Annotated in this window: 23 protein-coding genes; 16 read left to right on the top strand and 7 right to left on the bottom strand. The window is 63.2% G+C overall.

Annotated elements, in window-relative coordinates; all coding sequences use genetic code 11:
* Positions 1-18 precede the first annotated feature (18 nt).
* The 3 genes from NKI25_RS20030 to NKI25_RS20020 all read left to right on the top strand — a co-directional run bounded on the left by NKI25_RS20030 (position 19) and on the right by NKI25_RS20020 (position 3,868).
* Positions 19-1,059 (top strand): ABC transporter ATP-binding protein, encoded by a 1,041-nt coding sequence (locus NKI25_RS20030; RefSeq protein WP_352999161.1) that lies wholly within the window; start codon positions 19-21, stop codon positions 1,057-1,059.
* A gap of 32 nt (positions 1,060-1,091) precedes the next feature.
* On the top strand, positions 1,092-2,372 hold the full coding sequence (locus NKI25_RS20025; RefSeq protein WP_352621070.1) for an amylo-alpha-1,6-glucosidase: 1,281 nt from the start codon (positions 1,092-1,094) through the stop codon (positions 2,370-2,372).
* Positions 2,373-2,452: 80 nt separating this feature from the next.
* Positions 2,453-3,868, top strand: a complete 1,416-nt coding sequence (locus NKI25_RS20020) for an FAD-binding oxidoreductase (RefSeq protein WP_352999159.1) — start codon at positions 2,453-2,455, stop codon at positions 3,866-3,868.
* Positions 3,869-3,903: 35 nt separating this feature from the next.
* Here the strand turns inward: NKI25_RS20020 and NKI25_RS20015 are convergent, their stop codons facing one another.
* From NKI25_RS20015 to NKI25_RS20005, 3 genes are all read right to left on the bottom strand, one after another.
* Positions 3,904-4,833 carry a pseudouridine-5'-phosphate glycosidase gene (locus tag NKI25_RS20015; RefSeq protein WP_352999158.1) on the bottom strand — a complete coding sequence of 310 codons (930 nt, stop codon included), beginning with the start codon at positions 4,831-4,833 and terminating at the stop codon, positions 3,904-3,906.
* A 12-nt stretch (positions 4,834-4,845) separates the two neighbouring features.
* Positions 4,846-5,955, bottom strand: coding sequence for a carbohydrate kinase (locus tag NKI25_RS20010; RefSeq protein ID WP_352999156.1), 1,110 nt, complete (start codon positions 5,953-5,955; stop codon positions 4,846-4,848).
* A gap of 242 nt (positions 5,956-6,197) precedes the next feature.
* Positions 6,198-7,046: a MurR/RpiR family transcriptional regulator gene (locus NKI25_RS20005; protein WP_352999154.1), complete on the bottom strand. Its 849-nt coding sequence runs from the start codon at positions 7,044-7,046 to the stop codon at positions 6,198-6,200.
* Between the two features lie 186 nt (positions 7,047-7,232).
* Here NKI25_RS20005 and murA point away from each other — a divergent pair, with 186 nt between their 5' ends.
* The 9 genes from murA (at position 7,233) to NKI25_RS19960 (ending at position 17,890) form a co-directional block, all read left to right on the top strand.
* Positions 7,233-8,489, top strand: coding sequence for a UDP-N-acetylglucosamine 1-carboxyvinyltransferase (gene murA, locus NKI25_RS20000; protein WP_352621062.1), 1,257 nt, complete (start codon positions 7,233-7,235; stop codon positions 8,487-8,489).
* Positions 8,486-9,376, top strand: coding sequence for a glucosamine kinase nucleotide-binding domain-containing protein (locus NKI25_RS19995; RefSeq protein WP_352999152.1), 891 nt, complete (start codon positions 8,486-8,488; stop codon positions 9,374-9,376). The genes murA and NKI25_RS19995 overlap by 4 nt, the downstream gene beginning before the upstream one ends.
* Before the next feature lie 185 nt (positions 9,377-9,561).
* Positions 9,562-10,485, top strand: coding sequence for an N-acetylmuramic acid 6-phosphate etherase (gene murQ / locus NKI25_RS19990; protein ID WP_352999180.1), 924 nt, complete (start codon positions 9,562-9,564; stop codon positions 10,483-10,485).
* Between the two features lie 99 nt (positions 10,486-10,584).
* Positions 10,585-12,105, top strand: a complete 1,521-nt coding sequence (locus NKI25_RS19985; protein WP_352621058.1) for an ABC transporter substrate-binding protein — start codon at positions 10,585-10,587, stop codon at positions 12,103-12,105.
* Between the two features lie 34 nt (positions 12,106-12,139).
* The gene (locus NKI25_RS19980) at positions 12,140-13,099 is read left to right on the top strand and encodes an ABC transporter permease (protein WP_352452397.1); all 960 of its coding nucleotides are present in this window, start codon (positions 12,140-12,142) and stop codon (positions 13,097-13,099) included.
* A complete protein-coding gene (locus NKI25_RS19975) occupies positions 13,099-13,938 on the top strand; it encodes an ABC transporter permease (protein WP_352999149.1) in 840 nt (279 codons plus the stop codon). The genes NKI25_RS19980 and NKI25_RS19975 overlap by 1 nt, the downstream gene beginning before the upstream one ends.
* Positions 13,935-15,683, top strand: coding sequence for an ABC transporter ATP-binding protein (locus NKI25_RS19970; RefSeq protein ID WP_352999148.1), 1,749 nt, complete (start codon positions 13,935-13,937; stop codon positions 15,681-15,683). Before NKI25_RS19975 ends, NKI25_RS19970 begins: the two co-directional genes overlap by 4 nt.
* Positions 15,684-15,752: 69 nt before the next feature.
* On the top strand, positions 15,753-16,754 hold the full coding sequence (locus tag NKI25_RS19965; protein ID WP_352999147.1) for a serine hydrolase domain-containing protein: 1,002 nt from the start codon (positions 15,753-15,755) through the stop codon (positions 16,752-16,754).
* A gap of 5 nt (positions 16,755-16,759) precedes the next feature.
* Positions 16,760-17,890, top strand: coding sequence for an anhydro-N-acetylmuramic acid kinase (locus tag NKI25_RS19960; RefSeq protein ID WP_352999145.1), 1,131 nt, complete (start codon positions 16,760-16,762; stop codon positions 17,888-17,890).
* Here NKI25_RS19960 and NKI25_RS19955 read toward each other — a convergent pair whose 3' ends face one another.
* Positions 17,891-18,319 (bottom strand): GNAT family N-acetyltransferase, encoded by a 429-nt coding sequence (locus NKI25_RS19955; RefSeq protein ID WP_352621050.1) that lies wholly within the window; start codon positions 18,317-18,319, stop codon positions 17,891-17,893.
* Positions 18,320-18,368: 49 nt separating this feature from the next.
* Positions 18,369-19,544, bottom strand: coding sequence for an MFS transporter (locus NKI25_RS19950; protein ID WP_352621048.1), 1,176 nt, complete (start codon positions 19,542-19,544; stop codon positions 18,369-18,371).
* A 48-nt stretch (positions 19,545-19,592) separates the two neighbouring features.
* Between NKI25_RS19950 and NKI25_RS19945 the strand changes: the two genes are divergently transcribed.
* The 4 genes from NKI25_RS19945 (at position 19,593) to NKI25_RS19930 (ending at position 21,859) form a co-directional block, all read left to right on the top strand.
* Positions 19,593-20,132: an Lrp/AsnC family transcriptional regulator gene (locus tag NKI25_RS19945; RefSeq protein WP_352621046.1), complete on the top strand. Its 540-nt coding sequence runs from the start codon at positions 19,593-19,595 to the stop codon at positions 20,130-20,132.
* Positions 20,133-20,290: 158 nt separating this feature from the next.
* Positions 20,291-20,629 (top strand): dihydrofolate reductase family protein, encoded by a 339-nt coding sequence (locus NKI25_RS19940; RefSeq protein WP_352621262.1) that lies wholly within the window; start codon positions 20,291-20,293, stop codon positions 20,627-20,629.
* On the top strand, positions 20,551-20,829 hold the full coding sequence (locus tag NKI25_RS19935) for a dihydrofolate reductase family protein (RefSeq protein WP_352621251.1): 279 nt from the start codon (positions 20,551-20,553) through the stop codon (positions 20,827-20,829). The genes NKI25_RS19940 and NKI25_RS19935 overlap by 79 nt, the downstream gene beginning before the upstream one ends.
* 10 nt (positions 20,830-20,839) lie before the next feature.
* Complete coding sequence (locus NKI25_RS19930) at positions 20,840-21,859, top strand: sigma-70 family RNA polymerase sigma factor (protein WP_352999142.1); 1,020 nt, start codon at positions 20,840-20,842, stop codon at positions 21,857-21,859.
* Here the strand turns inward: NKI25_RS19930 and NKI25_RS19925 are convergent.
* Both NKI25_RS19925 and NKI25_RS19920 read right to left on the bottom strand, forming a co-directional pair.
* Positions 21,831-23,090 carry an ABC transporter substrate-binding protein gene (locus NKI25_RS19925; protein WP_352569314.1) on the bottom strand — a complete coding sequence of 420 codons (1,260 nt, stop codon included), beginning with the start codon at positions 23,088-23,090 and terminating at the stop codon, positions 21,831-21,833. The genes NKI25_RS19930 and NKI25_RS19925 overlap by 29 nt on opposite strands.
* Positions 23,091-23,138: 48 nt before the next feature.
* Complete coding sequence (locus NKI25_RS19920; RefSeq protein WP_352621042.1) at positions 23,139-23,567, bottom strand: DUF4440 domain-containing protein; 429 nt, start codon at positions 23,565-23,567, stop codon at positions 23,139-23,141.
* Between the last annotated feature and the right edge of the window lie 8 nt (positions 23,568-23,575).

Here is a 23,575-nt window from a genome sequence, read left to right as displayed (position 1 = left end):
GCACAAAAGAGAACGCCGATGGCTGAGATCGTCATCAAGCAGGTGGCAAAACGTTTCGGCGGCTTCACCGCGCTGCATTCGATTGACCTGACCATCGCCGACCAGGAATTCATGGTGCTGCTCGGCGCCTCAGGTTGCGGCAAGACCACGCTGCTGAGGATCGTCGCCGGCCTGGAAACGCCAAGCCAGGGCGAAGTCTGGATCGGGGGGCGCCGCGTCGACCATCTGCCGCCGCGCGAACGCGGCATCGCTATGGTGTTCCAGAATTACGCCGTGTTTCCGCACCTGACGGTATTCGAGAATATCGCCTTCGGCCTGCGCATGAAGAAGCTGCCGCAGCAGGAGGTCGACGGGCGCGTCAACCGCACCGCCGAGCTCATGCATATCGAACAGCTTTTGAAGCGCTATTCGGGCCAGCTTTCCGGCGGTCAGCGCCAACGCGTGGCTGTGGCCCGGGCCCTGGCGATGGAGCCTGACGTGATCTTGATGGACGAGCCGCTGTCCAACCTAGACGCGCTGCTGCGGCTCGAAATGCGCGCCGAGCTCAAAGGTGTGCTCGCGGCGTCCAAGACCACCACCATCTACGTTACCCACGACCAGGTCGAGGCGATGAGCCTTGCCGACCGCATCGCCGTCATGCATCAGGGCCGTATCGTCCAGGCCGCCTCGCCGGTAGAGGTCTACCGCAATCCGGCGGCCCGCTTCGTCGGCTCCTTCATCGGCAACCCGCCGATGAATTTCATCCCGGCGACGAAGACGGCCGACGGCAGTTGGACCGTCGCCGGGCTGACGCTGCCCGGCCCCAAATCGGACAAGCAGACGATAGAATTCGCCATTCGCCCCGAGGATGTGGACGCCGGCAACGAAGGTATTAACGCCACCGTGCGCGTTGTCGAGCCGCTCGGACCGCACACGCTGGTCACCTGCGACGTCGAGGGCGGCGTGTTCCGCGCCATCCTCGAATCGAATGCCACGGTCGCCGTCGGCGATCACTTGCGGCTTTCGCTCAAACCCGATCGCATCCGCTGGTTCGATCCCGAAACCACCAACGCCCTTTGATCCCCTTCGATTCTGAAAGTACGAACGCCCCAATGATATCTCTTGCTGTCGACGAAACCATCGCCCGCGCCGTCGAGGTGCTCAGGGAAAATGACCGAGGCACCTACACCATACCGACCAAGGGCCTCTACCCGTTTCAGTGGAACTGGGATTCCTGCCTGACCGCGCTCGGCCTTGCCCACTATGACGAGGCGCGCGCCTGGACCGAGATCGACACGCTGTTCGCCCACCAATGGCCAGACGGCATGGTGCCGCACATCGTCTTCCATGTCTGGAGCGACGGCTATTTCCCCGGGCCGGAGGTCTGGCGAACCAACCGCCCGACTGCCACCTCCGGCATCACCCAGCCGGCGGTCGCCGGCTTTGCCGTGCGCCGCTTGTTCGACCAGGCCAAGGACAAGACCCTGGCGGCCGAGCGCGCCCGCGCGCTGTTGCCGAAAATCGATGCCTGGCACCGCTGGTTCTACGGAAATCGCGACCCGGACGGCGAAGGGCTGGTCGCCATAATCCACCCATGGGAGTCCGGCCGCGACAACTCGATCGACTGGGACGAGGCGTTCGAGCGCGTGCCGACCGAAGGCGTCGAGCCCTACACCCGCCGCGACATCCTGCACGCCGATCCGGCGCATCGTCCAACCAAGGCACAGTATGACCGCTATGTCTGGCTGTTGCAGCATTTCCGCGGGCTTGGCTGGGATAATGCCCGGCTGCACGATGCCTCGCCATTCCAGGTCGTCGATCCCGGCTTCAACGCCATCCTGATCCGTTCCGCCGCCGACCTTGCCGATCTCGCCGAGGCACTTGGCGAAACCGAAATCGCAGAAGCCAATCGCGCCCGTGCCGAAAAGGGGCTTTCGGCAATGGAACGGCTGTGGAGCGACGCGCATGGCCAGTACATTTGTTTCGACCGAGTGGCCGGAAAGCATGTTGACAGCGCGTCGGTCGGCGGCATTCTGTCGGTATTTTCGGCCATCCCGGAAAGCCGGGCAGCGACCATCGCTGCAACGATCGAGCGCATGGCCGGCAAAGCGCGTTACATCGTCCCGTCGCACGATCCAGAGGATGGGCGCTTCGACCCAAAGCGCTACTGGCGCGGCCCGGTCTGGCTGGTGGTCAACTACATGATCGCCGACGGCCTTGCCGCCGCCGGCCACAGCCAAATCGCACAACGGATCACGCAATCCAGTCTCGAGCTGATCGCCGAGAGCGGCTTCGCCGAATATTACGACCCGCTCACCGGCGAACCGCTCGGCGGCAGCCGCTTCACCTGGACCGCGGCAATGGTGATCGAGTTCCTGAAGGGCAGAGCCTGAACGCCGGCGGCGATTGCAGTCCCGCAAGGTTTGACAAACAGCAGTTCGTGTCTATCGTCGGCCTTTTACAGGAGCGGCGCATGACGACAGCATCCGTGAGCGCTCTGTCCCCACTGATCGGCGAACTCCTGTCGCGGCTGGAAAAGCGGCTGGATCGGTCGGCGATCGTCTCGGCAGATGAGGCCGGGCCGCGTTACAGGGAAGACCCCGACGGCAAAACCGGTGCGCGGCCGGAGGTCGTGCTGCGACCGCGCACTGCCGGCGAGGTGTCGGACATACTGCGCCTGTGCAATGAGGCGGGGCAGAGGCTTGTGGTCCAGGGCGGCCGGACCGGGCTTGCCGGCGGCGCTCGCATCCAACCCGGCGAAGCTGTGCTGTCGCTGGAGCGTATGACTTCCGTTGAAGCTCCCGACCGCGAGGCGGCGACGATCATCGCCGAGGCCGGCGCACCGCTGCAAACGGTGCAGGAAGCCGCCGATGCGGCCGGCCTGCTGTTCGGCGTCGACATCGGAGCGCGCGGCACGGCCACCATCGGCGGCAATGTCGCCACCAATGCCGGCGGCATCCGCGTGCTGCGCTACGGCATGTACCGGGCTCAGGTGCTTGGCCTAGAAGCGGTGCTTGCCGACGGCAGTATCCTGACCTCGCTCAAGGGTTTGGCGAAGGACAACTCCGGCTACGACCTCAGCCAATTGTTCATCGGCAGCGAAGGCACGCTCGGCGTGGTCACGCGCGCATGCCTGCGGCTGCATCCGAAGCCGGCCACCGAGATCAATGCCTTCTGCGCGCTTGCTTCGCTGGACGCGGCGATCACGTTGCTTGCGCTGCTCAGGCGGAAGCTCGGGCCCTTGCTATCGGCCTATGAGGTGAATTTCGCACCGCTCTATGGCGCCATGATCGCCGGCATGGAGGCGCCGGCGCCGCTGGCGGTCGGCTCACCAGTCTATGTACTGGCCGAAATACAGGGCAGCGAGCCCGACCGCGACGGCGAACGTTTTGCCGCGGTGCTGATGCAGGCGGTTGAAGATGGCGTGATCGACGACGTGGTCGTCTCGCAATCGCCGCGCGAATTCCGGGCGCTCTGGGCGGTGCGAGAAGAGGCCAACCGTTTCCTGTTTTCGATGGCAGGCCTGATCGGCGTCGATATCAGCATCCCACTGGCGAGAATGGCGACTTTCCTGGGCGAAACAGAAGCCGCCATCAGGGCCGTCGACCCTGGCGCGGACATCTACGTCTTCGGCCATCTCGGCGATGGCAATCTGCATTATCAGGTCCGCACCGCGGATCCGGCGGCCGCATACGGGATCATCTACCGGGGTGTGGCCGCGGCTGGCGGCGGCGTCTCGGCCGAGCATGGCATCGGCCTGGACAAGAAGGAATGGCTGCACCTTGTGCGCAGCGACGCCGAGATCGCGGCCATGCGCCGCCTGAAAGCAGCCTTCGACCCGAACAACATCCTCAATGCCGGGCGCATCTTCGACCTCGCGCCGGGCTGAAATCGAAGGTACGTAGCGCTGGCCGGGCGCTGTCTCTATCTGGTCGCGCCCTTCAATTCCGCATGCGCAACCGCGATGCGGGCAGCAAGCGCGGCGTTGTTGCGGACAAGCGCGATGTTGGCCTTCAGGCTGCGGCCTTGCGAAAGCTCATTGATGCGGGCGAGCAGAAACGGCGTCAGTTCCTTGCGCCCGATGCCGCGCTTCTCGGCCTCAGCCACGGCCGCTGCGATCGTGCCGTCGATGAACGCCGGATCGAGCGCGTCCGCTTCGGGAATAGGGTTGGCGACGAGAATGCCGGTGCCGGATTCCATCTCGTCATGCAGCAGCATGGCTCGCGCGATCTCGTCGGGCGTGTCGAGGCGATGATCGGCCTTGAGCCCGCTGGAGCGGGTGTAGAAAGCCGGAAAATCATCGCTCCCATAGGCGATCACCGGCACACGCTGGGTCTCCAGGTATTCCAGCGTCTTCGCAATATCGAGGATCGACTTAACTCCGGCGCAGACGACGGTCGTGCCGGTTTGGCGGAGTTCGGTCAGGTCTGCGGAGATATCGAAAGTGGCTTCGGCGCCGCGATGCACGCCGCCGACACCGCCGGTCGCAAAAATGCCGATCCCGGCTAAAGCGGCGATCCGCATCGTCGCCGAGACGGTGGTTCCGGCCGAGCCGCCGCGCACCATGATGGCGGCGAGATCGCGCCCGGAAGCCTTGACCACGCCCTTTGCCGCTGCCAGCTCTTCCAGTTCACGGTCGTCGAGGCCAACCTTGATCTTGCCGGCGACCACTGCGATCGTGGCGGGCACGGCGCCGTTTTCACGCACTACGGTCTCGACACCACGGGCAGTTTCCAGATTGGCCGGATATGGCATGCCGTGGGTGATAATCGTTGATTCCAATGCCACCACCGCGCGGCCTTCATCAAGCGCAGCAGCGACTTCATCGTTCAGGTGGACAAGGAAAGGTTTCATATCATCTCGCTTTCAGGCAGGAATGCGGTACGTGCCGGCGGCAAGGAAGCGCGGCGACAGATCGGGATGGACGCTGGATTCGCTCTCGGTGGTCAGTGTGGCAAGCAGCGCGCCGGTGCGCACGGCATGAGCGACCGGCTCACCCGAAAGCACCTTGTACAGTGTGCCTGCCATCATCGCGTCACCTGCGCCGGTGATATCGACGGGCTGCGCCGGGACGGAGTGCATGGTCGTCACACCGCTCTCGGTCGCAACGGCAAATCCATGCGCGCCCACGGTCACGATCACCTCGCCGGCGCCGGCCGCGCGCAGCGCTGCCGCTGCTTGCTCCGGCGTCAGCCGCCTGTCGGCATCCGTCATGCCGAGCATCGTATTGGCCTCGTCATGATTGGTGAACAGAAGATCGATGCCGGTCAGGTCCTTCGGCAGGCGCGCTGATTTCGGCGCCGATACCGTGTCGACTGCGAGCTTGAAGCGCGCACCCTGCTTGCGCGACATCAGTGCCGCGAGGGTCGCGGCCGGCAGATTGCAGTCGATGAACACCCATGTCGCCGAAGCCAGATGCGGCCAGAAGCGGTCGAGATAGGACGACGAAAACAGATCGAAGATCTCCATGTCGGCAATGCCGAGCACGAGGTCGTTGTTGCGGTCGAGGATGGCCGCGTATTCCGCCGTCGGCCGTTCCGCGGTGGTGATGACCTGGCTGACATCGGCGCCGAGGTCGCGCAGATGCCGCACCATTGAGCGGCCGGTTTCATCGTCGCCGACGATCGAGACGAAGCTTATGTCGACGCCGAGGCGGGCAAGGTTTTCGGCGACGTTGCGGGCAACCCCGCCGAAGCTGCGATAGCCGTCGACCGGGTTCGACGTCTCGAAAATCAGATCCTTCTTGGCGTGGTATTTGCGGTCGAGCACCGCGCCGCCGACGCAGACCATGCGCTTGGACGTCGGCAAGACGTAACCACGGCCGAGAATGTATCCCTTGTTGACGAGTTGCACGATGTGGGCCGCGACCGTCGAGCGGGCGATGCCGAGCACCGTTGCTATGTCCTGCTGGCCGGCGAATGGGTTCGCCGCAATGAGGTCGAGAACCGCTTGTTCCTGTGCTCCAAGGTCGTCCATTGTCTCACCCGGCCGTCAAATTCGAGGCTGAACGCTTTCGCAACAACAGATGACATTGTCAACATTTGTTTCGACCGGCGGCATTTGACCAATCGGCGCTCCCGCGACTCTCTGCCAGCCGGACGAAGAAAGCGGGTGAGCACATTGAAGAAAGCTATTTCACCAAGGAGGACGAAAGTTGCTCTTGTCGGCGTGCAGCGCCAGGGAGGAACTGAGGCCTTAACGCGAGACGGCGAAGAGCGCTAAGCCTTCAGCACCGAGACGGCCAATTCGCTGTTGTGGACGTATTCGTTGGCGTCAGGCTGCTTCTGCACGAGCAGGATGAACAGCAGGTCGGTCAGCGTCAGTTGTGCATCACGCGCAGTTATCGATGACGAGCGCGCGCGCTCTTCATCGGCGATCGTGTGGAGGCGAATGTCGGCAACCCGGCTCAGCGGATTGTCGCGAAGTCCGGTGACGGCGATAACGGTGGTGCCACGTTTGCGGGCAAGTTCAGCCATCCGCAGGGTTTCGATGCTCGCCCCGGAATAGGAGAGCGCGAACAGCACGTCACCTCGTCCAAGCGTCGAGACATTGGCCATTTGCACATGGCTGTCGCTGTCGTGCAGCACGTTGCGGCCGAGCTTCATCAGCTTGTAGGAAAAATCGCGCGCCACCAGCGAGGATGCGCCGACGCCGGCCAAATGAATGCGGCGCGCACCGTTCAACGCTTCGAGGGCCTTGCCGATTTCCTGCTCGGTGTTGGCGGCGACGGTCTGTTGCATCGACAAGAGCTTGCTGCCGATCAGCTTGCGCAAGATGACCAGATAGCTGTCGTCGACCTCGATCGAACCGTGGATCATGCCGGCCGACACGTGCCATTCCTGCGACTTGGCCTCACTGACGGCGAGCTTAAGCTCCTGATAGCTGGAATAGCCGAGCTTCTGGCTGAACTTGACGACGCTCGACTGGCTGCGGCCGATCTCGGCGGCAAGCGCCGCCGTCGACAGGCGGAGCATCTGGTCGGGATTATCGACGATATACCGACCGATCTCGCGGTCGCCGGGCGCCATCACTTCGAGCTTGGCCTCGATCTTCTTCAGGACGGACATGCGTTCCTCCATTGCCTGTCATCGACAATGCCAAGCCAAGGAATAAATTATTCCGTCTCTGATTGACAGCCAAGAATGAACCATCAAATCTCGACTGGTGCGGTTGCGGCCCAGCCTTCGGGCATGTCGACGATTCGGACATGAAAGATCGTAGACTCGCCGACAGCTCGGGATTAGGTCAGAGCCATGGACAAATTGCGGATCGTCGGCGGGCACAGGCTTGAGGGCGCGGTGACGATCTCCGGCGCCAAGAACGCGGCCTTGCCGCAAATAGCGGCGGCGTTGCTCAGCCCCTATCCGCTGCAGCTGACCAACCTGCCTGAGGTGACGGATGTCGACAACATGCTTAGCGTCGTCGGCCTTCATGGGGCCGAAGTCACCAGATCGGAGCATGCCGCCACAATCGATACCAGTGCTGCCGCTTCCAGGGAGACAAGCTACGATACCGTCAGGCGCATGCGCGCGACGGTGCTGGTTCTCGGTCCACTGCTTGCCCGCTTCGGCCATGCCCGGGTCTCGCTGCCTGGCGGCTGCGCGATCGGCGCACGGCCGGTCGACATGCATGTCGCCGCACTTGCCGCACTTGGCGCCGATATCGCGATCGAAAACGGACTGATCGTCGCGTCTGCGCCAGGCGGACTGAAAGGCGCGCGCATCGTTTTGAGCTCGCCGTCGGTCGGCGCGACCGAAACGGCGATGATGGCGGCGACGACGGCAAACGGCGAGACCGAGATCCTCAACGCGGCCCGCGAGCCGGAGGTGGCCGATCTTGCCGCCTGCCTGGACGACATGGGCGCGCGGATCGAGGGCGCCGGCACGCACCGCATCCTGATCGGGGGCAGCACAGACTGGCGCGCCGCCACGCACGACATCATCCCGGACCGGATAGAGGCCGGCACCTATGCCGTCGCAGCGGCCATCACCGGCGGTCAGCTCGAGCTGACCCACGCACGGCTCGAGCACATGGCATCCATCGTCCAGCTGCTCGAAGCAGCCGGTGTGAAAATATGGCCGGGCGACCGCGGGCTGATCATATCGAGAGACGGGCCGCTCAAGGCGGTCGACGTGACGACGGAGCCCTATCCGGGCTTTCCGACCGATCTCCAGGCGCAGTTCATGGCGTTGATGTGCTGTGCCGAGGGCGCTTCGCTGTTGCGCGAGACGATCTTCGAGAACCGCTTCATGCATGTGCCTGAACTGATGCGGCTCGGCGCCAATATCAAGCTGCAAGGCACCATGGCGCTGGTGCGCGGAGGCGAGAAGCTGAAGGGCGCGCAAGTGATGGCGACCGACCTGCGCGCCTCCGTCTCGCTGGTGCTAGCAGCGCTGGTGTCGGAGGGCGAGACGACGATCAATCGCGTCTATCATCTCGACCGCGGGTACGAGCAGTTGGACCGCAAGCTCCGGCTGTGCGGCGCCCAGATCGAACGAATAAGGCAATGAGTGCCGGTGGGGCGTCTCCGCATTATTTCCTGGGCGTCGATGGCGGCGGAACCGGCTGCCGGGCGCGTATCGAAGACGAGGCAGGAATCGTGCTCGGGCAAGGCCTGTCGGGCCCGGCGACAACGCGACTCGGTATAGAGGTGGCCTGGGCCTCGATTGCCAAAGCCTTTGGCGCGGCGATCGAAGAGGCAGGGTTCGCGGCGGCGGAAATAGCCAGGATCCGGGTGGGTATCGGTGTTGCCGGCATCGGCCGTAAGGGTGCGCTCGAGGCGTTTCATGGCATCGATCAACCCTTTGCGAGCATCGACTTCGTCAGCGACGGCGTCGCGGCTTGCCTTGGCGCGCATTCGGGTCAAGACGGCGCCATCGTCATAGCCGGGACCGGTTCGATCGGGCTCGGCTTTGTCGAAGGGCGCGACCTGCGCGTCGGCGGCTACGGTTTTCCGATTTCCGACGAGGGCAGCGGCGCCGATCTCGGACTGAAGGCAGTGCAGTTCGCCTTGCGAGCCCATGACGGTCGGCATGAGCGGACGGCGCTGCTGGCCGAGGTGATGCAGCGCTTCAAGGACGATCCGTTCGAGGCGGTGGCCTGGATGGACCGCGCCAGCGCGACGGACTATGCCGCCATGGCGCCGATGGTGATCCGCCATGCCGACCAGGGCGATCCGGCCGGTCGGCGGATCGTGCAAGGCGCTGCCGAGCAGATCGACACCTTCGTGCGGGTGCTGTTCGAAAAAGGCGCGCCGCGGGTTACGTTGCTCGGAGGGTTGTCCAGCCCGCTTGAGCCATGGCTCGCTGCCGACGTCCGCCGACGGCTGAAGCCGGCCGACGGCGATGCGGTTTCGGGAGCCATAATCCTGGCCAGAAAATCCCTCTGCCGCCAGTGATGCCTTGCTCGGCAAGGAATATAATATTCCTACTTTCCGTTGACAGAGAGAATATCGAATTCTAAAAAGTTAACGAAACAGAACCGGCGCAGCCGGTACGGAGCCGACGGCCAGGTGCAGGCACTGGACGCCGCTTGCCGCGGGCATCAAAGTCCTGCTCGCAGTCGCACTTGAAAGTATGCGAAGTGGTCGAACAAGGGTTGATGTCGGAGCTGGAGCGGCTGGTTTCCGAGGACCGGAACCCGAAAACCATGGACATCGATCTGTTGCCGACCCTCGAGGTGCTGCGCAAGATCAATGACGAGGACAAAGGCGTTGCGGCAGCCGTCGATAAGGTCATCCCCGATATTGCTGCGGCCGTGGACCGGATCGTGAGCGCGTTCCAGAACGGTGCGCGCCTTGTCTATATGGGGGCTGGCACCAGCGGCCGGCTCGGCGTCCTCGACGCCTCGGAATGTCCGCCGACCTTCGGCGTACCCGAGGACATGGTGGTGGGCCTGATCGCCGGCGGCGTCGACGCGCTGGTGCACTCTGCGGAAGGCGCCGAGGACGATCCGAAACAGGGAATAAAGGCGCTGCAGGCCATCAAGCTGACCGCTGGCGACGTGGTGGTCGGCATCGCTGTCAGCGGACGCACACCTTATGTCATCGGTGGCCTGACCTATGCCAAGGAAGTGGGAGCCACCACCGTGGCGTTGTCCTGCAATCCTCGATCGACCATTGCCGGCATTGCCGATATTGGCATCTCTCCGGTGGTTGGCCCGGAGGTCCTCACCGGCTCGACCCGGCTGAAATCGGGAACCGCGCAAAAGCTGGTGCTCAATATGCTGTCTACCGCCAGCATGATCCGCATCGGCAAGAGCTATCAGAACCTGATGGTTAACCTCAATCCAAGCAACAAGAAGCTTGTCGCAAGGGCGGTCAGGATCGTGATGCAGACCACCGGCTGCGCGGCACAGCAGGCACGACAGGCACTCGACCAGACCGGCAATGATGTAAAACTGGCAATCCTGGTGACGATCACCGGCATGGGTGTCGAAGAAGCACGTAAGGCGCTTGCCAACGCGGGAGGTTTCCTGCGCAAGGCGATAGGCGAAAAGACGGTGTAAGACCGCATGGATACTGGGCCGATGTTCCGGGGCGTGTGTCCCTTGGAAGCGGTCCGGGGAACTGCAAGGCATCTGGTTTAACAATAATGGGAGACGACAATGGTACGGCACATTGGCAAGAATCTGCTTTCCGGCATGACGCTCGCGGCAATGGTTGGCATCGCCGCGCTACCGGTGCAGGCGAGTGCGGCGACGCTGCATATGGCGTGGTCGCAGGACGCCACCGGTCTTGATCCGCACAAGCAGACGGCATTCTCCTCACTGCGGCTGCTGGAGCTGATCTACGAACCGCTGGTGCGGCTCGACGCAAACCTGCAAATCACGCCCGCGATTGCCGATTCATGGCAGTTCTCGCCGGACGGCAAGGAGCTGAGCTTCAAGCTCAATCCGAAAGCAAAATTCCAGAACGGCGCCGCCGTGACCTCGGCCGACGTCAAGGCATCGTTCGAGCGCATACTCGACGAGAAGACGGGTGCTGCGGCGCGCGCGAACTTTCTCTCGATCGCCAGCATCGACACGCCCGATCCAGCCACCGTCGTGTTCCACCTCTCGCAGCCGGACGTGCCGATCCTGACGGCGATGAGCGACGTCAACGCGGCGATCGTCCCGGCAAGCGAAATCGCGGCCGGCTCGATCGGCACGACAACGATCGGCTCGGGTCCGTTCAAGCTCGAAAAATGGGATCCGAATTCCAAGGAAGTGCTTGTCGCCAACAAGGACTGGGCAGGCGGCGCGACCGGCGTCGACGGCATCGATATCAGCGTGCTGCCGGACGAGACGGCGATTCTGGCGGCGATGCGCACCAAGCAGATCGATTTTGCCCTGCTCAACGATCCGCTTGTCGCCACGCTGGTGCCCAAGGAAGCCAGCCTGCAGTTGAACCGCGTGCCGGTGCTTGCCTATCACGTGCTGCAGCTCAATCCCTCCCGCAAGCCGATGACCGAGCTCAAGGTGCGTCAGGCGATTTCCTGCGCCATCGACCGGCAGGAAGTGCTGGACACCGCCTCGCTCGGCGAAGGCAAGATCACCGGCCCGCTGACCATCCCGGCACTGGCGACCGATCCGAAGCAGTTGTTCTGCTATAAGCGCGACATTGAGAAGGCCAAGCAGTTGATGGCCCAAGCCGGCTATGCCGACGGCTTTTCGGCGACCGTGATCGGCGCCACCGGCGAGCCGCCGACGGCAGCGGCGGAAGCCCAGGTCATCCAGTCGCAACTCGCAGAAATCGGCGTCAAGCTCGACATCAAGATGATGGAGCTCAACGTCTATGTCGACGCCTGGCTGAAGGGCGATTTCGACATGGCCGTCGCGCTGAACGGCGGCAGGGCCGATCCCTACACTATGTACAACCGCTACTGGACCAAGACGGGCAATCTGCAGAAGGTGGCGAACTATATCGACGACACGCTGGACAGTCTTATGCAGAAGGGCCGCACCGAGACCGACCCGGCAGCGCGCAAAGCGATCTTCGCCGACTTCGAGAAGCACATCACTGAGATGTCGCCCTGGATCTGGCTCTACACGTCCTACAGCTACACGGCACAGCAGAAGAATATCGCAGGATTCGAACCGGTGCCGACAGGTTCGCTGTTCAGCCTCGCCAAGGTGACGATCCAGTAGCTGCTTTGATGCCGGACGAGAGGATATTGTTCGCGTGAACTATCTGATGCGGCGACTGGCGACCTTCCCTCTCGTCCTGCTTGGCGTGTCCATCGTGGTGTTCCTGGCGATCCGGATGGTTCCGGGCGATTCGATCACGGCAATGCTGGGGACCGAAGCCGGCCTGCTGACGCCGCAGCAGCGCGATGCGCTTGCAGCTTATTTCGGCATCGACCAGCCCTGGTTCATCCAATACTGGCGCTGGCTGCTTGGTCTTTTCCAAGGTAATCTCGGCATTTCGTCCACCTATGGCAGGCCGGTGCTCGACGTCATCCTCGAGCGTTTCCCGCTAACGTTGGAACTCGCCCTGCTGTCGATGGTCATCGCCCTGCTTGTCGGCATGCCGGCGGGGATCTTTGCCGCCACCCATAACGAAAAGCTGTCCGACCTCGGCGTGCGCGTTGTCGCAATGATCGGGCAGTCGACGCCGAACTTCGTCCTTGCCCTGCTGATCATCTACACGCTATCGGCGGGGTTTGGCGTTTTGCCGGCGATGGGCGAGTTTTCGCCGCTGTGGCAGGATCCGCTGCGCAATCTCGGCCAGCTGTTGCTGCCTGCGGTCACGCTTGGATTTGCCTTCGCGGCTTCGGTGACCCGCATATCGCGTTCGGCGATGCTCGACGTGCTCAGCGACGACTATGTCAGGACGGCGCGCAGCAAGGGCGTTTCGGCGCGCGGCGTCATCTGGCGGCATGCTTTGCCCAACGCGCTCATCCCCGTCGTGACGCTGAGCGGCATAGAGTTCGGCTACCTCCTGGGCGGAGCTGTCATCGTCGAGCAGATCTATGCGCTGCCCGGTCTCGGCCGCATGGTGCTGGATGCCATCCTGCAACGCGACTACGCGCTGGTGCAGGGAAGCGTGCTGTTCATCGCCTTCAACTTCATGATCGTCAATCTCCTCGTCGACCTCGCCTATGTCGCGCTCGATCCGCGTATCCGGCTAAGCGAGCACTGATGGCGACATTGCGGGCTATATTTGCGCATCCCAGCGGCCGCATCGGCGGTGCGATCGTTGCGCTTTATCTGCTGCTTGCCGTGCTTGGCATGCTGGGGCTGACGCCGCACAATCCGCTGACGCAGCACCGGGTCGAACGGCTGCATGCGCCTGATAGCACCTACTGGATGGGCACGGACCTATTCGGCCGCGATGTCGCAAGCCGCCTGATGACCGGGATCGGCCAGTCCTTCATCGTGGCCTTCTTTTCGGTCGCCGTCGCGACACTGGCCGGCACCGTGCTCGGGCTGGCGGCAGCCTGGTTCGGGCGCCGCTGGGACGGCCTGGTGATGCGCATCATGGACGTTGTGCTGGCGTTCCCGGCGATCCTGCTGGCGCTGCTGATCGTCGCGGTTGCGGGACCGGGAACCTCGACCAGCGTCATTGCCATCGCCATCGTCTACACACCGATCTTCACGCGCGTCGTGCGAGGTCCGGCTCTGTCGCTCAAGGCGCGCGAGTTCGTCGACGCGGCCCGCACGTTCGGCAGCAGTGCGGGCTATATCGTAACACGGCATCTGCTGCTCAATCTGGTGGCGCCACTGACGGTTCAGGTGACGCTGGCGCTGGCCTGGGCACTGCTGACCGAAGCCGGCTTAAGCTTCCTCGGGCTCGGCACGCAGCCGCCCGCCGCGTCGCTCGGCCTGATGCTGAGCGACAGCCGCAATCTGATGGAGACAGCTCCCTGGCTGATGATCTTCCCGGGCGTGGCGATCATGATCGGCATTCTCGGTTTCAACCTGCTCGGCGATACGTTGCGCGATGTCCTCGACCCGAAGATGCGGAGATCGATCGCATGATCCCGCTGCTGTCCGTCAGCGGATTGCGCGTCGGCTTCGGTCGCAACCCGCAAGCCAATGAGGTCGTGCGCGGCGTCAGCTTCGATCTCGCCGACGGCGAAACGCTGGCCATCGTCGGCGAAAGCGGCTCGGGCAAATCGGTTACGGCGCTGTCGATCAATCGCCTTGTCGATTATGGCGGCGGCCGCATCACCGGCGGGTCGATCAAGCTGAGGCGGGCCGACGGCAGCACCTTCGACCTGACCGCCGCAGCCGAGCCGCAATTGACGAAGATCCGCGGCGGCGAAATCGGCATGATCTTCCAGGAGCCGATGAGCTCGCTCAATCCGGTGCTGACCATTGGCTGGCAGATCGAGGAATCATTTCGCCTGCATCGCGGCCTGACCGGACGACAAGCAACGGCGGCGGCCAAGGACGCGCTCAACCGCGTGCGTATTCCCGACGCTGCACGGCGGTTGAAATACACGCCCAACCAGCTGTCGGGCGGCATGCTGCAGCGGGTGATGATCGCCATGGCGCTCGCGTGCAACCCGCGCCTGCTCATTGCCGACGAGCCAACGACGGCGCTGGATGTTACGGTGCAGGCGCAGATCATGGCGCTGCTCGCCGAGTTGAAGCAGGAAACCGGGATGTCGATGATCTTCATCACCCACGACATCGGTCTGGTTGCAGGCATCGCCGACAAGGTGATGGTGATGCAAGGCGGAGAAGCTGTCGAGCAGGGCGCATTGAACCAGATATTGGACGATCCGCAGCATCCCTATACGCGGCATCTGCTACATGCGGTTCCGCATTTCGCCGGCGGCAGCGCGACACGCAGGGACGCGCAACGCGAAAAGCAAAAAGCTGCCGAGCCGGCGCTGAAGGTCGATGGCCTCGTAGTGCGATTTCCGGTCAAGGGTGGTTTTCTCAGCCGTACCAGCGGTGCCGTCCATGCCGTGGACGGTGTGGATTTCGAGCTAATGCCGGGCGAGACATTGGCGGTCGTCGGCGAGAGCGGTTCCGGAAAGTCCACCACCGCCCGCGCGATTCTGGGGCTGGTGCGCTCGACGCGCGGCACAATCTCGGCCAGCGCGCGCAAGGTCGCCGTCGGGCAGAGCGCCCTTCCCGTGCAGATGGTGTTCCAGAATCCCTACGGCTCGCTTAATCCCAGACTCACCGTCGAAAACCTCCTCGCGGAGCCGGTGATCGCTACCGGCGGACGGATAACTGCTGAAACGCGGGCGAAAATGGCCGCGCTGCTGAAACGCGTCGGCCTTCCGGAAAACAGCCTGCAGCGCTATCCGCACGAATTCTCCGGCGGCCAGCGGCAACGCCTGTGCATCGCTCGCGCGCTGATGCTCAATCCTTCGGTTGTCGTCCTCGACGAAGCGGTTTCGGCGCTCGATGTGTCGGTGCAGGCCAGGGTGTTGGAGCTTTTGATCGAGCTGCAGCGTGAATTCGGGCTGGCCTATCTGTTCATCTCGCATGACATGGCTGTCGTCGAGCGGATCGCCCATCGCATCGCGGTCATCTATGCCGGCCAGATTGTCGAGATCGGCGATGCCAGATCGGTGCTCTCGGAGCCGAAGCACTCCTATACCAAACAGCTTATCGCGGCCGTTCCTACTATAGACCGGCGGCATGAACGTTTCGAGCTGGACACGCGCCAGGTCCCCTCGCTCGTGCGTCCGCTGGGGTTTGAGCCGGGCCCGGCCAATTGGCAGCAATTCGGGCCGGATCATAGAGCACGGGTGGAAGCGTGATGATTGTCGCCCAAGGATATGAAAGGCCGGAGGGACAGCCCCATCGCTGCCTTCCAAACGGAGGCGTAGTTGATCGACCATGATCTCTTCTCCCGCGCATTCGTCCCGCTCGAAGCGGCCGTGGCCGCATCGCGCATTCCGGGCGGCGTGCTCGGCATAGTTGACGGGGACGGCGAACGCATCGTCCGGGCAATCGGCTCAGCCCAAGTCGTGCCCAAGATACGGCCGATGCATGTCGGGACATGGTTCGACCTGGCATCCCTGACCAAAGTCATCTTCACCACGTCGCGTATCCTGGCACTGGCGGAAGAAGGCGTCATCGACCTCGACGCGCCGCTGATTTCCGTCCTGTCCGACCTTCGCCAATATGACGAAAAAGCCTGGGAACGGAACGTAACGTTTCGCCAGTGTCTCGGCCATCAGACACCGTTTCCCGCCGTCGCGCCAATCTACACCTATGGGCGCGACCCCGAGCTGCTGCGCGCCTTCATCCTGCAGCGCGAATGGCAGGCTGGCGAGCCGGTCTATTCCGATATCAACTTCATCCTGCTCGGCTTCGTCCTGGAGCGCCTGTCTGGCAAGACCATTCGCGACATAGATTCCGGTCCGGGCTTCGCGTTCTCCGCCGAACCGGATCAAGCGGCGGCGACCGAAGACTGCACATGGCGCCATCGCGTGCTCTGCGGCGAAGTCCACGACGACAATTGCTCGGCCTTGCAAGGTGCCGGTCACGCCGGCCTGTTCGGAACGGCGGCTTCGGTCCTCGACTTTGCGCAAGGGCTGCTGGACGGGACCGGCGCGTCGCAGCGTTCGATCGCGCTGATGCGCACGCCCTTGTCGGCAACCCGCACCCATGGCTGCGAGCGACCCTACGAAGGCTGGTCCGGCGGCCGGTTATGCAGCCCCGAAACCATCGGGCATACCGGCTTTACCGGTGTCGGGCTGTGGGTCGACTTCGACAAATGCAGTGCCTGGACCTTGCTCACCAACCGGATCCATCCGACACGTCATTTCAACAGCGGGATCGCAGCGCTTCGCCAAGCGGTCGGCGATCTCGTCAACGGAGCCTGACAACCATGATTGCGAAAAATGGCGAACCCATGTGGGCCGTCGGCCTGATGACCGGCACCGTGCTGGACGGCAATATCGACGTCGCGCTGATCAAGACCGACGGCGAACGGATCGTGGATTTCGGTACCTACACGCTGGCGCCTTACCCCAGGTCGATCCGCAGTCTGTTGGAGGAGACGTTGCGCCAGGCCAGGATCTGGAATTTCACCGGACCGGAACCGGCGATTTTTCGTGAGGCAGAGGAGGCGCTGACGCGCGCCCAATCCGCCGCGGTCAAGGATCTTGTCGAAAGTCACGGTCTGACCATGGCCGATATCGGCGTCGTCGGCTTCCATGGCCAGACCGTGCTGCACCGTGCCCCGCAAGTGGGCCGACTGGGCCAGACCCGCCAACTCGGCGACGGCGAGCTGATGCATGCCATCCTTGGCACCAAAGTCGCCTATGACTTCCGCTCGGCCGACATGCGCGCCGGCGGCCAGGGTGCGCCGCTGTCGGCCGCCTATCACGCCGCGCTGCTGCGCGAAGCCGACGCCAGCGGCGACACGGCGGTGCTCAATCTCGGCGGCGTCGCCAACATCACCTGGTGGGACGGCACGGACAATGTTGTTGCCTTCGACACCGGGCCCGCCAACGCACCGCTGAACGATTTCATCAAATCGAAGGGGCTCGGCGAAATGGACCGCGACGGCGCGCTGGCCCGCGCCGGGACGGTCGACGAGGCACGGCTGGCCAAGCTCCTGCAGCACCCGTATTTGACCAACCCCTACCCGAAATCGCTGGACCGTTTCGATTTCGGCGCCTCGATGGCGGACGGAATGAACGCCGAGGATGGCGCAGCCCTGCTGACGGCCTTCACCGCGGCCGCCGTCGGCAAGGCGCTCGATCTTCTGCCGCGCCGGCCGAAGCGGCTGGTGGTCAGCGGTGGCGGTCGACACAACCCAACGATCATGGCCATGCTTGCCAGCCGCGCTGGCGTCGAAGCGGTTCCGGCCGAGGCGCTTGGCTGGAAGGGCGATGCGGTGGAGGCGGAGTGTTTTGCGTTCCTGGCAGTGCGCGTGCTCAGAGGCTTGCCGATCAGCTTCCCCAGTACGACCGGCGTGCCCCAGCCGATGCGCGGCGGACGCCTTGCCGGCTAACTAAGCCAACAATTTCTTCTGCAGGAAGACACGGCTGCGGCCAATGGGGAAATCGGCAAGCACGCCGAAGGGCAAATAGCCCTGGCGCTCATAGGCCTTGGCGGCCTTGGGATTGAACGTGTCGATCCAGGCGCCGTGACAGTCGCGCGCGATCGCCTCCCTCTCGGCCGCCTCGAGCATCCTGCCAGCCATGCGGTGACCGCGCAGTTTTTCATCGACCCAGAGCCATTGCACATAGAGCCAGCCCCAGGCTGTATATCCCGAGATGCCGGCGACAATAGCGCCGTGCTCGTCGCGCACGAACACGGCCAATGCCTTCCTGCAGGAGGCGCCGACATCACTGTCGTTGAACGCCGCAAGCTGCTCTCCGAGAAAAGCCAGCTCGTGCGGCAAGGGATCGGCGGTTGTCTCAAGCGTTGTATTGTCCATCCACCAAGCATCTATCGAAGGACGGGGCCGAGACGCAAGACTTGCTGCGCTATAGCTTCGGCGAACGCCACGCCGCTGCAACAGCAGCGATCAGCATGAGCAAGGCTGCAACCACCGCCGACGCCGCAAGACCGAATGTGGAATAAAGCGGTCCGAACGCCGTGGTGCCGACGAACACCGCGAGATAGGTCACCGCGCTGTTCAAGCCCATGATCGTGCCGCGCCGCGCAGGATCGAGCGCGGACAGGCGCATCACCAGGACGTTCAGCCCGAAATGATTGGCAAGGCCCCAGACGGCTATCATCGCTATAGTCAGATGGAAACTACTGCTCGCCGCGGCAATCGCGACATAGACGGCCGCGACGAGCAGGTAGGCAAATGGCATGACACGCCGCGCGCCCAGGCGGTCGATAACGCCGTCAAGAAGTGCCGCCGCACCAAATCCGGCGCCATAAGCGAGCGCGGCCAGCCCGTTGGCGCTGACCGGCCGTCCCAAGCCATTGTGAAGGTGATCGCCAAGATAGCCATAGACACCGTAGAACGCGGTCATGAATGCGGCGCAGGCAACCAGAAGCGGCACTATGCCGGGGACGCTCAAGGCGCCCAGCGGCGTCGGCGCCGGGCCGCTCTTCCTGACATCGCTCAGCGACGTCAGCGCCAGGCTTGCCAATGCGAGTGCTGCGAGCACCGCGACCGCCGCGAAAACGGCGCGCCAATGTACCAGGTCGGCAACTACGGCCGACAGCGAAACCCCGGCGACCATGCTCAGCGTCCAGCCGGTCAGCACGACGCCTATGGTGCCGCTTTCGCGGCCGGGCGGTGCAATCGCGGCGGAGCTGGCGTAGATTGCCGGCATGGCGACACCTGCAGCGATGCCGGCGAGAAGCTGGGCCGCGACCAGCGCCGTCACCGTCGGCGCAGCAGCGCTGGCGACGAGCGCTATCGCCAGCAGCAGCAACGCTCCTTGCAGCATGCGGCGGGCACCAAGCCGGTCGATATAGCGCGCCAGGAACAAGGCGCTCGCCGACGTCCCGAGCCCGAACGCGGCGGACGCGATCATAACCGCCGGCACGCTTGTGCCGAAGGACTCGGCCACCGCCGGTGCGATCGGACCGAGCACCAGCGAGTTCGAGCCGATCACGGCAATGCATCCGGTGAGGAGGTAAGCGAGCGCCGGGATAGGCGGCCTTGCCGTAAATGTGGCGACTTGATCAGTGTTCGACATATGGCAATAATGGCCGTATTAAATTCTGCATCAATCGGGAATTTTAATATGGATGAAGAAACAGATGGCATTCCGCAGAACAGGCCCGCCGCCCGCGATATCGATGCAACCGACCGAAAAATATTAGGCGTTCTGGTCGACGACGCCACGATCAGCTATGCCGAGCTCGGCGACCGCGTCGGCCTTTCACCGCCGGCAGCCCATGAACGCGTCAAGCGCCTGCGGCGCAGCGGCGCCATCCGCAACACCGCGGTCATCATCGATCCCAAGGCGGTGCACAAGCCGCTGCTTGCCTTTGTCCATATCGACACAAAGGGGTGGGGAAAGACGCCGGAGCTGATGGCAATCTCCGAACACCCCGAAGTCGAGGAGATCCATTCGGTGGCCGGCGACACATGCATGCTGATCAAGGTCCGCACCGAGGACACGCGGGCGCTCGAGGGCCTACTGTCGCGCCTCTACGAAACACGCGGCGTCACCTCGACGCGAAGCTACGTCGTGCTCTCGACTTATCTCGAGCGGCCGGTGCAGCCGGGGATAACGACGGAGTGGCCGACGCCCCGGCACATGGCCAAGCCGCTTTATTAGCTCAAACGGTCCTCATTAGCTCAAACGGTCCTCACGCGTATCCAAAGTCGAACCGGAAACGTCTTAGGCACTGCATCCTGTGGTCATCCGTCGGGCCGGTTCGTTTGCGCCGGTTCTTGGATCCGACGGGATGCCTGTTGCGCAACCGGAGACACGCGATGAGAAAATTGATCGTAGGCAGCTTCATTTCGCTGGACGGCGTTATCGAAGCACCAATGGAATGGGCGTCACCGTTCTTCGACGAGGAGATGAAGGAACACTCCTATGAAAAGGCCGGCGAGGCGGATTTTTTCCTGCTCGGCCGCGTCACCTATGAAATGTTTTCGGCGCGTTGGCCGCAGGTCAAAGGCAGCAAGTACATGGACCGCATGAACGGGCTGAAGAAGCTCGTCGCGTCGCGCAGCCTCAAGGAAGTGAGCTGGAACGCGTCGCGATCGAAGGCGACATCGCTGCCGAAATTGCCAGGATCAAGCGGCAGGCCGGCGGCAACATTTTGAAGTACGGAGTGAGCAATCTCGACCAGACGCTGCTCGCCAACAGGCTTGTCGACGAGTATCAGCTCTCGATCGTGCCGACCCGCGTCGGCCATGGCAAACGCGCTTTCCAGGATGTCGACCCGTCCCTGGTCAGGCTGGAGCTTATAGATACGCACCGTTTCAAGAACGGCGTCATTACGTTGACCTATGTCCCGCTATGATCCGTATGCCATGAAGATGCAGCCAAGACTTGACCCGACCGGGCTTTTCGACGTCCGTTACGCCGGTTTTCTGGAGACAGTCGCGCATTTGCGTGGACGGCTGCACCGCTACTGTGCACGCATGACCGGTTCAACGCTCGACGCCGAAGACGTGATGCAAGAGGCGCTGTTCGAGGCCTATCGGAAGATCGAGAAGCTGGACGATGCGAGTGCTCTTCGCCCCTGGCTGTTTCGCATTGCACATAATCGCTGCATCGATTTTCTGCGAAGCCGGCAGGTGCGTCTGCATGCGGAGGCCAATTTCGCCGAAGACGAGATCATCCTGCCGGTCGAGCCGGCGGGCCAGGGCGCGGATCGCGCGATCGAACGGCTGGTGATCCACCTGCCGCCCAAAGAACGCGCCTGCGTCCTGCTCAAGGACGTCTTCGACTATTCGCTGGAAGAGATCGCCGACCTCGTCGGCTCGACCGTGGGTGGCGTCAAGGCTGCGTTGAGCCGTGGCCGTTCGAAATTGGCCGCCTTGTCAGGCGAGCCAATCGTCCGTTCGGAGCCCCAACGCGATCCGGAACTCCTGGAATTGCTCAGCCGCTATGTCGAACTGTTCAACCGCCGCGACTGGGACGGGGTTCGGGCGTTGACCAGCGCCGACGCACAATTGCGTGTCGCGGATTGCTTCAATGGCAGGCTGTCGGAATCACCTTACTTCGTCGAATATGAAAGAGCCTCGACGACCTGGAAAATGGCGATTGGCGAGATCGATGGCCAGGCGGTGCTGCTCGTGCTCCACCATGGCGAAGACGGTCGGAAGCCTGCCCATCCGGTTCGGATCGAAGCCGCCGGCGGGATCAAAAATCGCATCACTGATTACTATGCATGCCCCTGGATCATCGGCGGCTGGTGCGGTGGTCGTTTCCAGGCCGGCCTAGCCAGCAGCAGGACATGCAAGTGTCCGGCATCAACCTCAATGGAATGGGATCGATGCCGAACAAGACATAGGCGGCTTACTGAAGCTTCGCCTGCAGGGCGTTGACGTCATCCGTGGTCATTTCGCCGTCGGTCGTCACCTTGCCGTCGACGATCTTCCAGAGGCGGAACGGGCCGGTGATGTCGCCGTATTTGTCGAAGGCGACCGGGCCGATGACGCCTTCGTAGCGGATCGGCTTGCCATCCTTGATCAGGCCGAGCGCCTTGGCGAACTCGTCCTTGCCGGCATAGATCGGCGTGCCGGCCGGGTCGACCGCCTTGTACATCGCCTCCTTGATCTTGGCCGGATCCTCGGAGCCGGCAATCGCGATGGCCAAGCCGACGATGGCGCCGGCATCATAGGACCGGTCGGCCGCCGGGTTCGACGGTTCGATGCCCGAAAATTCCTTGTAGTTCTTGGTGAAATACTCGGTCGATGCGGTCGGGCTGGTGCCGGAGGAAGTGCCGTACGCATCCTTCAGGTAATCCGCGCCAACGGATTCGATGAAGTCCGGGCTGTTCATGCCGTCATTGAGCAGGAATTTCTGGACACCGCCCTGCGAAATCCAGGTGCGGGCGATGGTTGCGCCGTCGACAGGCGTGCTGACGAGATAAAGCCCGTCGGGCTCGCCAGCCATCGCCGCCGTCACTTCCGAGGCATAGCTCGACTGCTTTTCATTGTAGGGCGTGTCGGAGACGATGGTGCCGCCGAGTGCCTTATAGGCGCGCGAAAATTCCGCCACCATGTTGACGCCGAAGTCGTTGTTGACGTGGATGACCGACAGCTTCTTGAAGCCTTTGTCGATGGCATATTTGGCGGCAGCGACACCCTGCAGCGCATCAGATGTGATGGTGCGGAAGAAGATGCCGTTGGTCTTGCCGTCGCGCCCGAGCGCCGTCAGCGTCGGCGACGAGGAAGCAGGCGACACCTGGACTATCTTGGCCGGAGCGGTGACCGAGGTCAGGATCGGGATCGACACCGAGGAGATGATGCCGCCGATGATCACCGGCACCTTCTTGACCTGCACGAGCTGCGTCGCGGCGTCGACCGCAATGTTGCCCTGGCTCTGGCTGTCGCGCGTGTCGGTCGCGAGATCGCAGCCGCGGACGCCGCCCGCATCGTTGATGTCGCGGAAGGCCATCTCGACCGATTTGGCGCCGGCCTGGCCGTACTCGCCGGCCGGGCCTGTCAGTTCCATGACGAGGCCGACGGTGATCTTGCAATCGGCGGCTTGCGCTGCGCCGGCCGCTGTCAGCAGTGCGAGCGCGGTGGTGATCTGAAGTATGGTCTTTTTCATTGTTGTTCCCCTTTCGTTGCACGACTCTCATTGATGTCTTGAGCCTGTTCAGCCTTCCGGCATCTGCAGCCAGGTTTCATGCAGATGTCGCCATTCGACGCCGTTGGGCGCCGATGAACTGGTGGTGAAAACGGCACTCGAGCGGCGGCGGCTATGTTTGCCGGCGCGCTGCTGCGCTTCGATGTAGCTGACGACGATCGTGTCGCCTTGTTGCCAGCCGGCCCGGATTTCCTCGATCGAGATGGTGAAATCGCCGTCACAAGTGGCGCGGCTTGCCCTGACATGGTCGAGCACCGCGTCACGATCGAGGACCTGGCCATCCGGCACAACCATGCAGAAGCCTTGGCCCATGACGCGTTCGAAGCGCCTGAAATCTGCATTGTCCGCACTCGCCGCATTGAACCAGTCGACGAAGAAGCGGTGGAGATCGACCACCTCGGCGCTGGCGCGCGAAAGCAAGGAGGGCTTTTCGTCCATGGCCGCGT

Source organism: Mesorhizobium sp. M0808, from assembly GCF_040320025.1.
Lineage (GTDB): Bacteria > Pseudomonadota > Alphaproteobacteria > Rhizobiales > Rhizobiaceae > Mesorhizobium.
Note: the sequence above shows the minus strand (reverse complement) of the source record. Positions and strands in the feature narration are given on the sequence as shown.

Excerpts from the sequence above, each read along its gene's own strand:
- NKI25_RS19995 (WP_352999152.1), top strand. The coding sequence starts at position 8,486 with ATGAGTGCCGGTGGGGCGTCTCCGCATTATTTCCTGGGCGTCGATGGC.
- NKI25_RS19955 (WP_352621050.1), bottom strand. The coding sequence starts at position 18,319 with ATGGACAATACAACGCTTGAGACAACCGCCGATCCCTTGCCGCACGAG.
- NKI25_RS19930 (WP_352999142.1), top strand. The coding sequence starts at position 20,840 with ATGAAGATGCAGCCAAGACTTGACCCGACCGGGCTTTTCGACGTCCGT.
- NKI25_RS20015 (WP_352999158.1), bottom strand. The coding sequence starts at position 4,833 with ATGAAACCTTTCCTTGTCCACCTGAACGATGAAGTCGCTGCTGCGCTT.
- NKI25_RS19920 (WP_352621042.1), bottom strand. The coding sequence starts at position 23,567 with ATGGACGAAAAGCCCTCCTTGCTTTCGCGCGCCAGCGCCGAGGTGGTC.
- NKI25_RS19975 (WP_352999149.1), top strand. The coding sequence starts at position 13,099 with ATGGCGACATTGCGGGCTATATTTGCGCATCCCAGCGGCCGCATCGGC.
- NKI25_RS20030 (WP_352999161.1), top strand. The coding sequence starts at position 19 with ATGGCTGAGATCGTCATCAAGCAGGTGGCAAAACGTTTCGGCGGCTTC.
- NKI25_RS19945 (WP_352621046.1), top strand. The coding sequence starts at position 19,593 with ATGGATGAAGAAACAGATGGCATTCCGCAGAACAGGCCCGCCGCCCGC.
- NKI25_RS20025 (WP_352621070.1), top strand. The coding sequence starts at position 1,092 with ATGATATCTCTTGCTGTCGACGAAACCATCGCCCGCGCCGTCGAGGTG.
- NKI25_RS20010 (WP_352999156.1), bottom strand. The coding sequence starts at position 5,955 with ATGGACGACCTTGGAGCACAGGAACAAGCGGTTCTCGACCTCATTGCG.
- NKI25_RS19925 (WP_352569314.1), bottom strand. The coding sequence starts at position 23,090 with ATGAAAAAGACCATACTTCAGATCACCACCGCGCTCGCACTGCTGACA.
- NKI25_RS20020 (WP_352999159.1), top strand. The coding sequence starts at position 2,453 with ATGACGACAGCATCCGTGAGCGCTCTGTCCCCACTGATCGGCGAACTC.
- NKI25_RS19970 (WP_352999148.1), top strand. The coding sequence starts at position 13,935 with ATGATCCCGCTGCTGTCCGTCAGCGGATTGCGCGTCGGCTTCGGTCGC.
- NKI25_RS19985 (WP_352621058.1), top strand. The coding sequence starts at position 10,585 with ATGGTACGGCACATTGGCAAGAATCTGCTTTCCGGCATGACGCTCGCG.
- NKI25_RS20005 (WP_352999154.1), bottom strand. The coding sequence starts at position 7,046 with ATGTCCGTCCTGAAGAAGATCGAGGCCAAGCTCGAAGTGATGGCGCCC.
- murA (WP_352621062.1), top strand. The coding sequence starts at position 7,233 with ATGGACAAATTGCGGATCGTCGGCGGGCACAGGCTTGAGGGCGCGGTG.
- NKI25_RS19940 (WP_352621262.1), top strand. The coding sequence starts at position 20,291 with ATGAGAAAATTGATCGTAGGCAGCTTCATTTCGCTGGACGGCGTTATC.
- NKI25_RS19960 (WP_352999145.1), top strand. The coding sequence starts at position 16,760 with ATGATTGCGAAAAATGGCGAACCCATGTGGGCCGTCGGCCTGATGACC.
- NKI25_RS19950 (WP_352621048.1), bottom strand. The coding sequence starts at position 19,544 with ATGTCGAACACTGATCAAGTCGCCACATTTACGGCAAGGCCGCCTATC.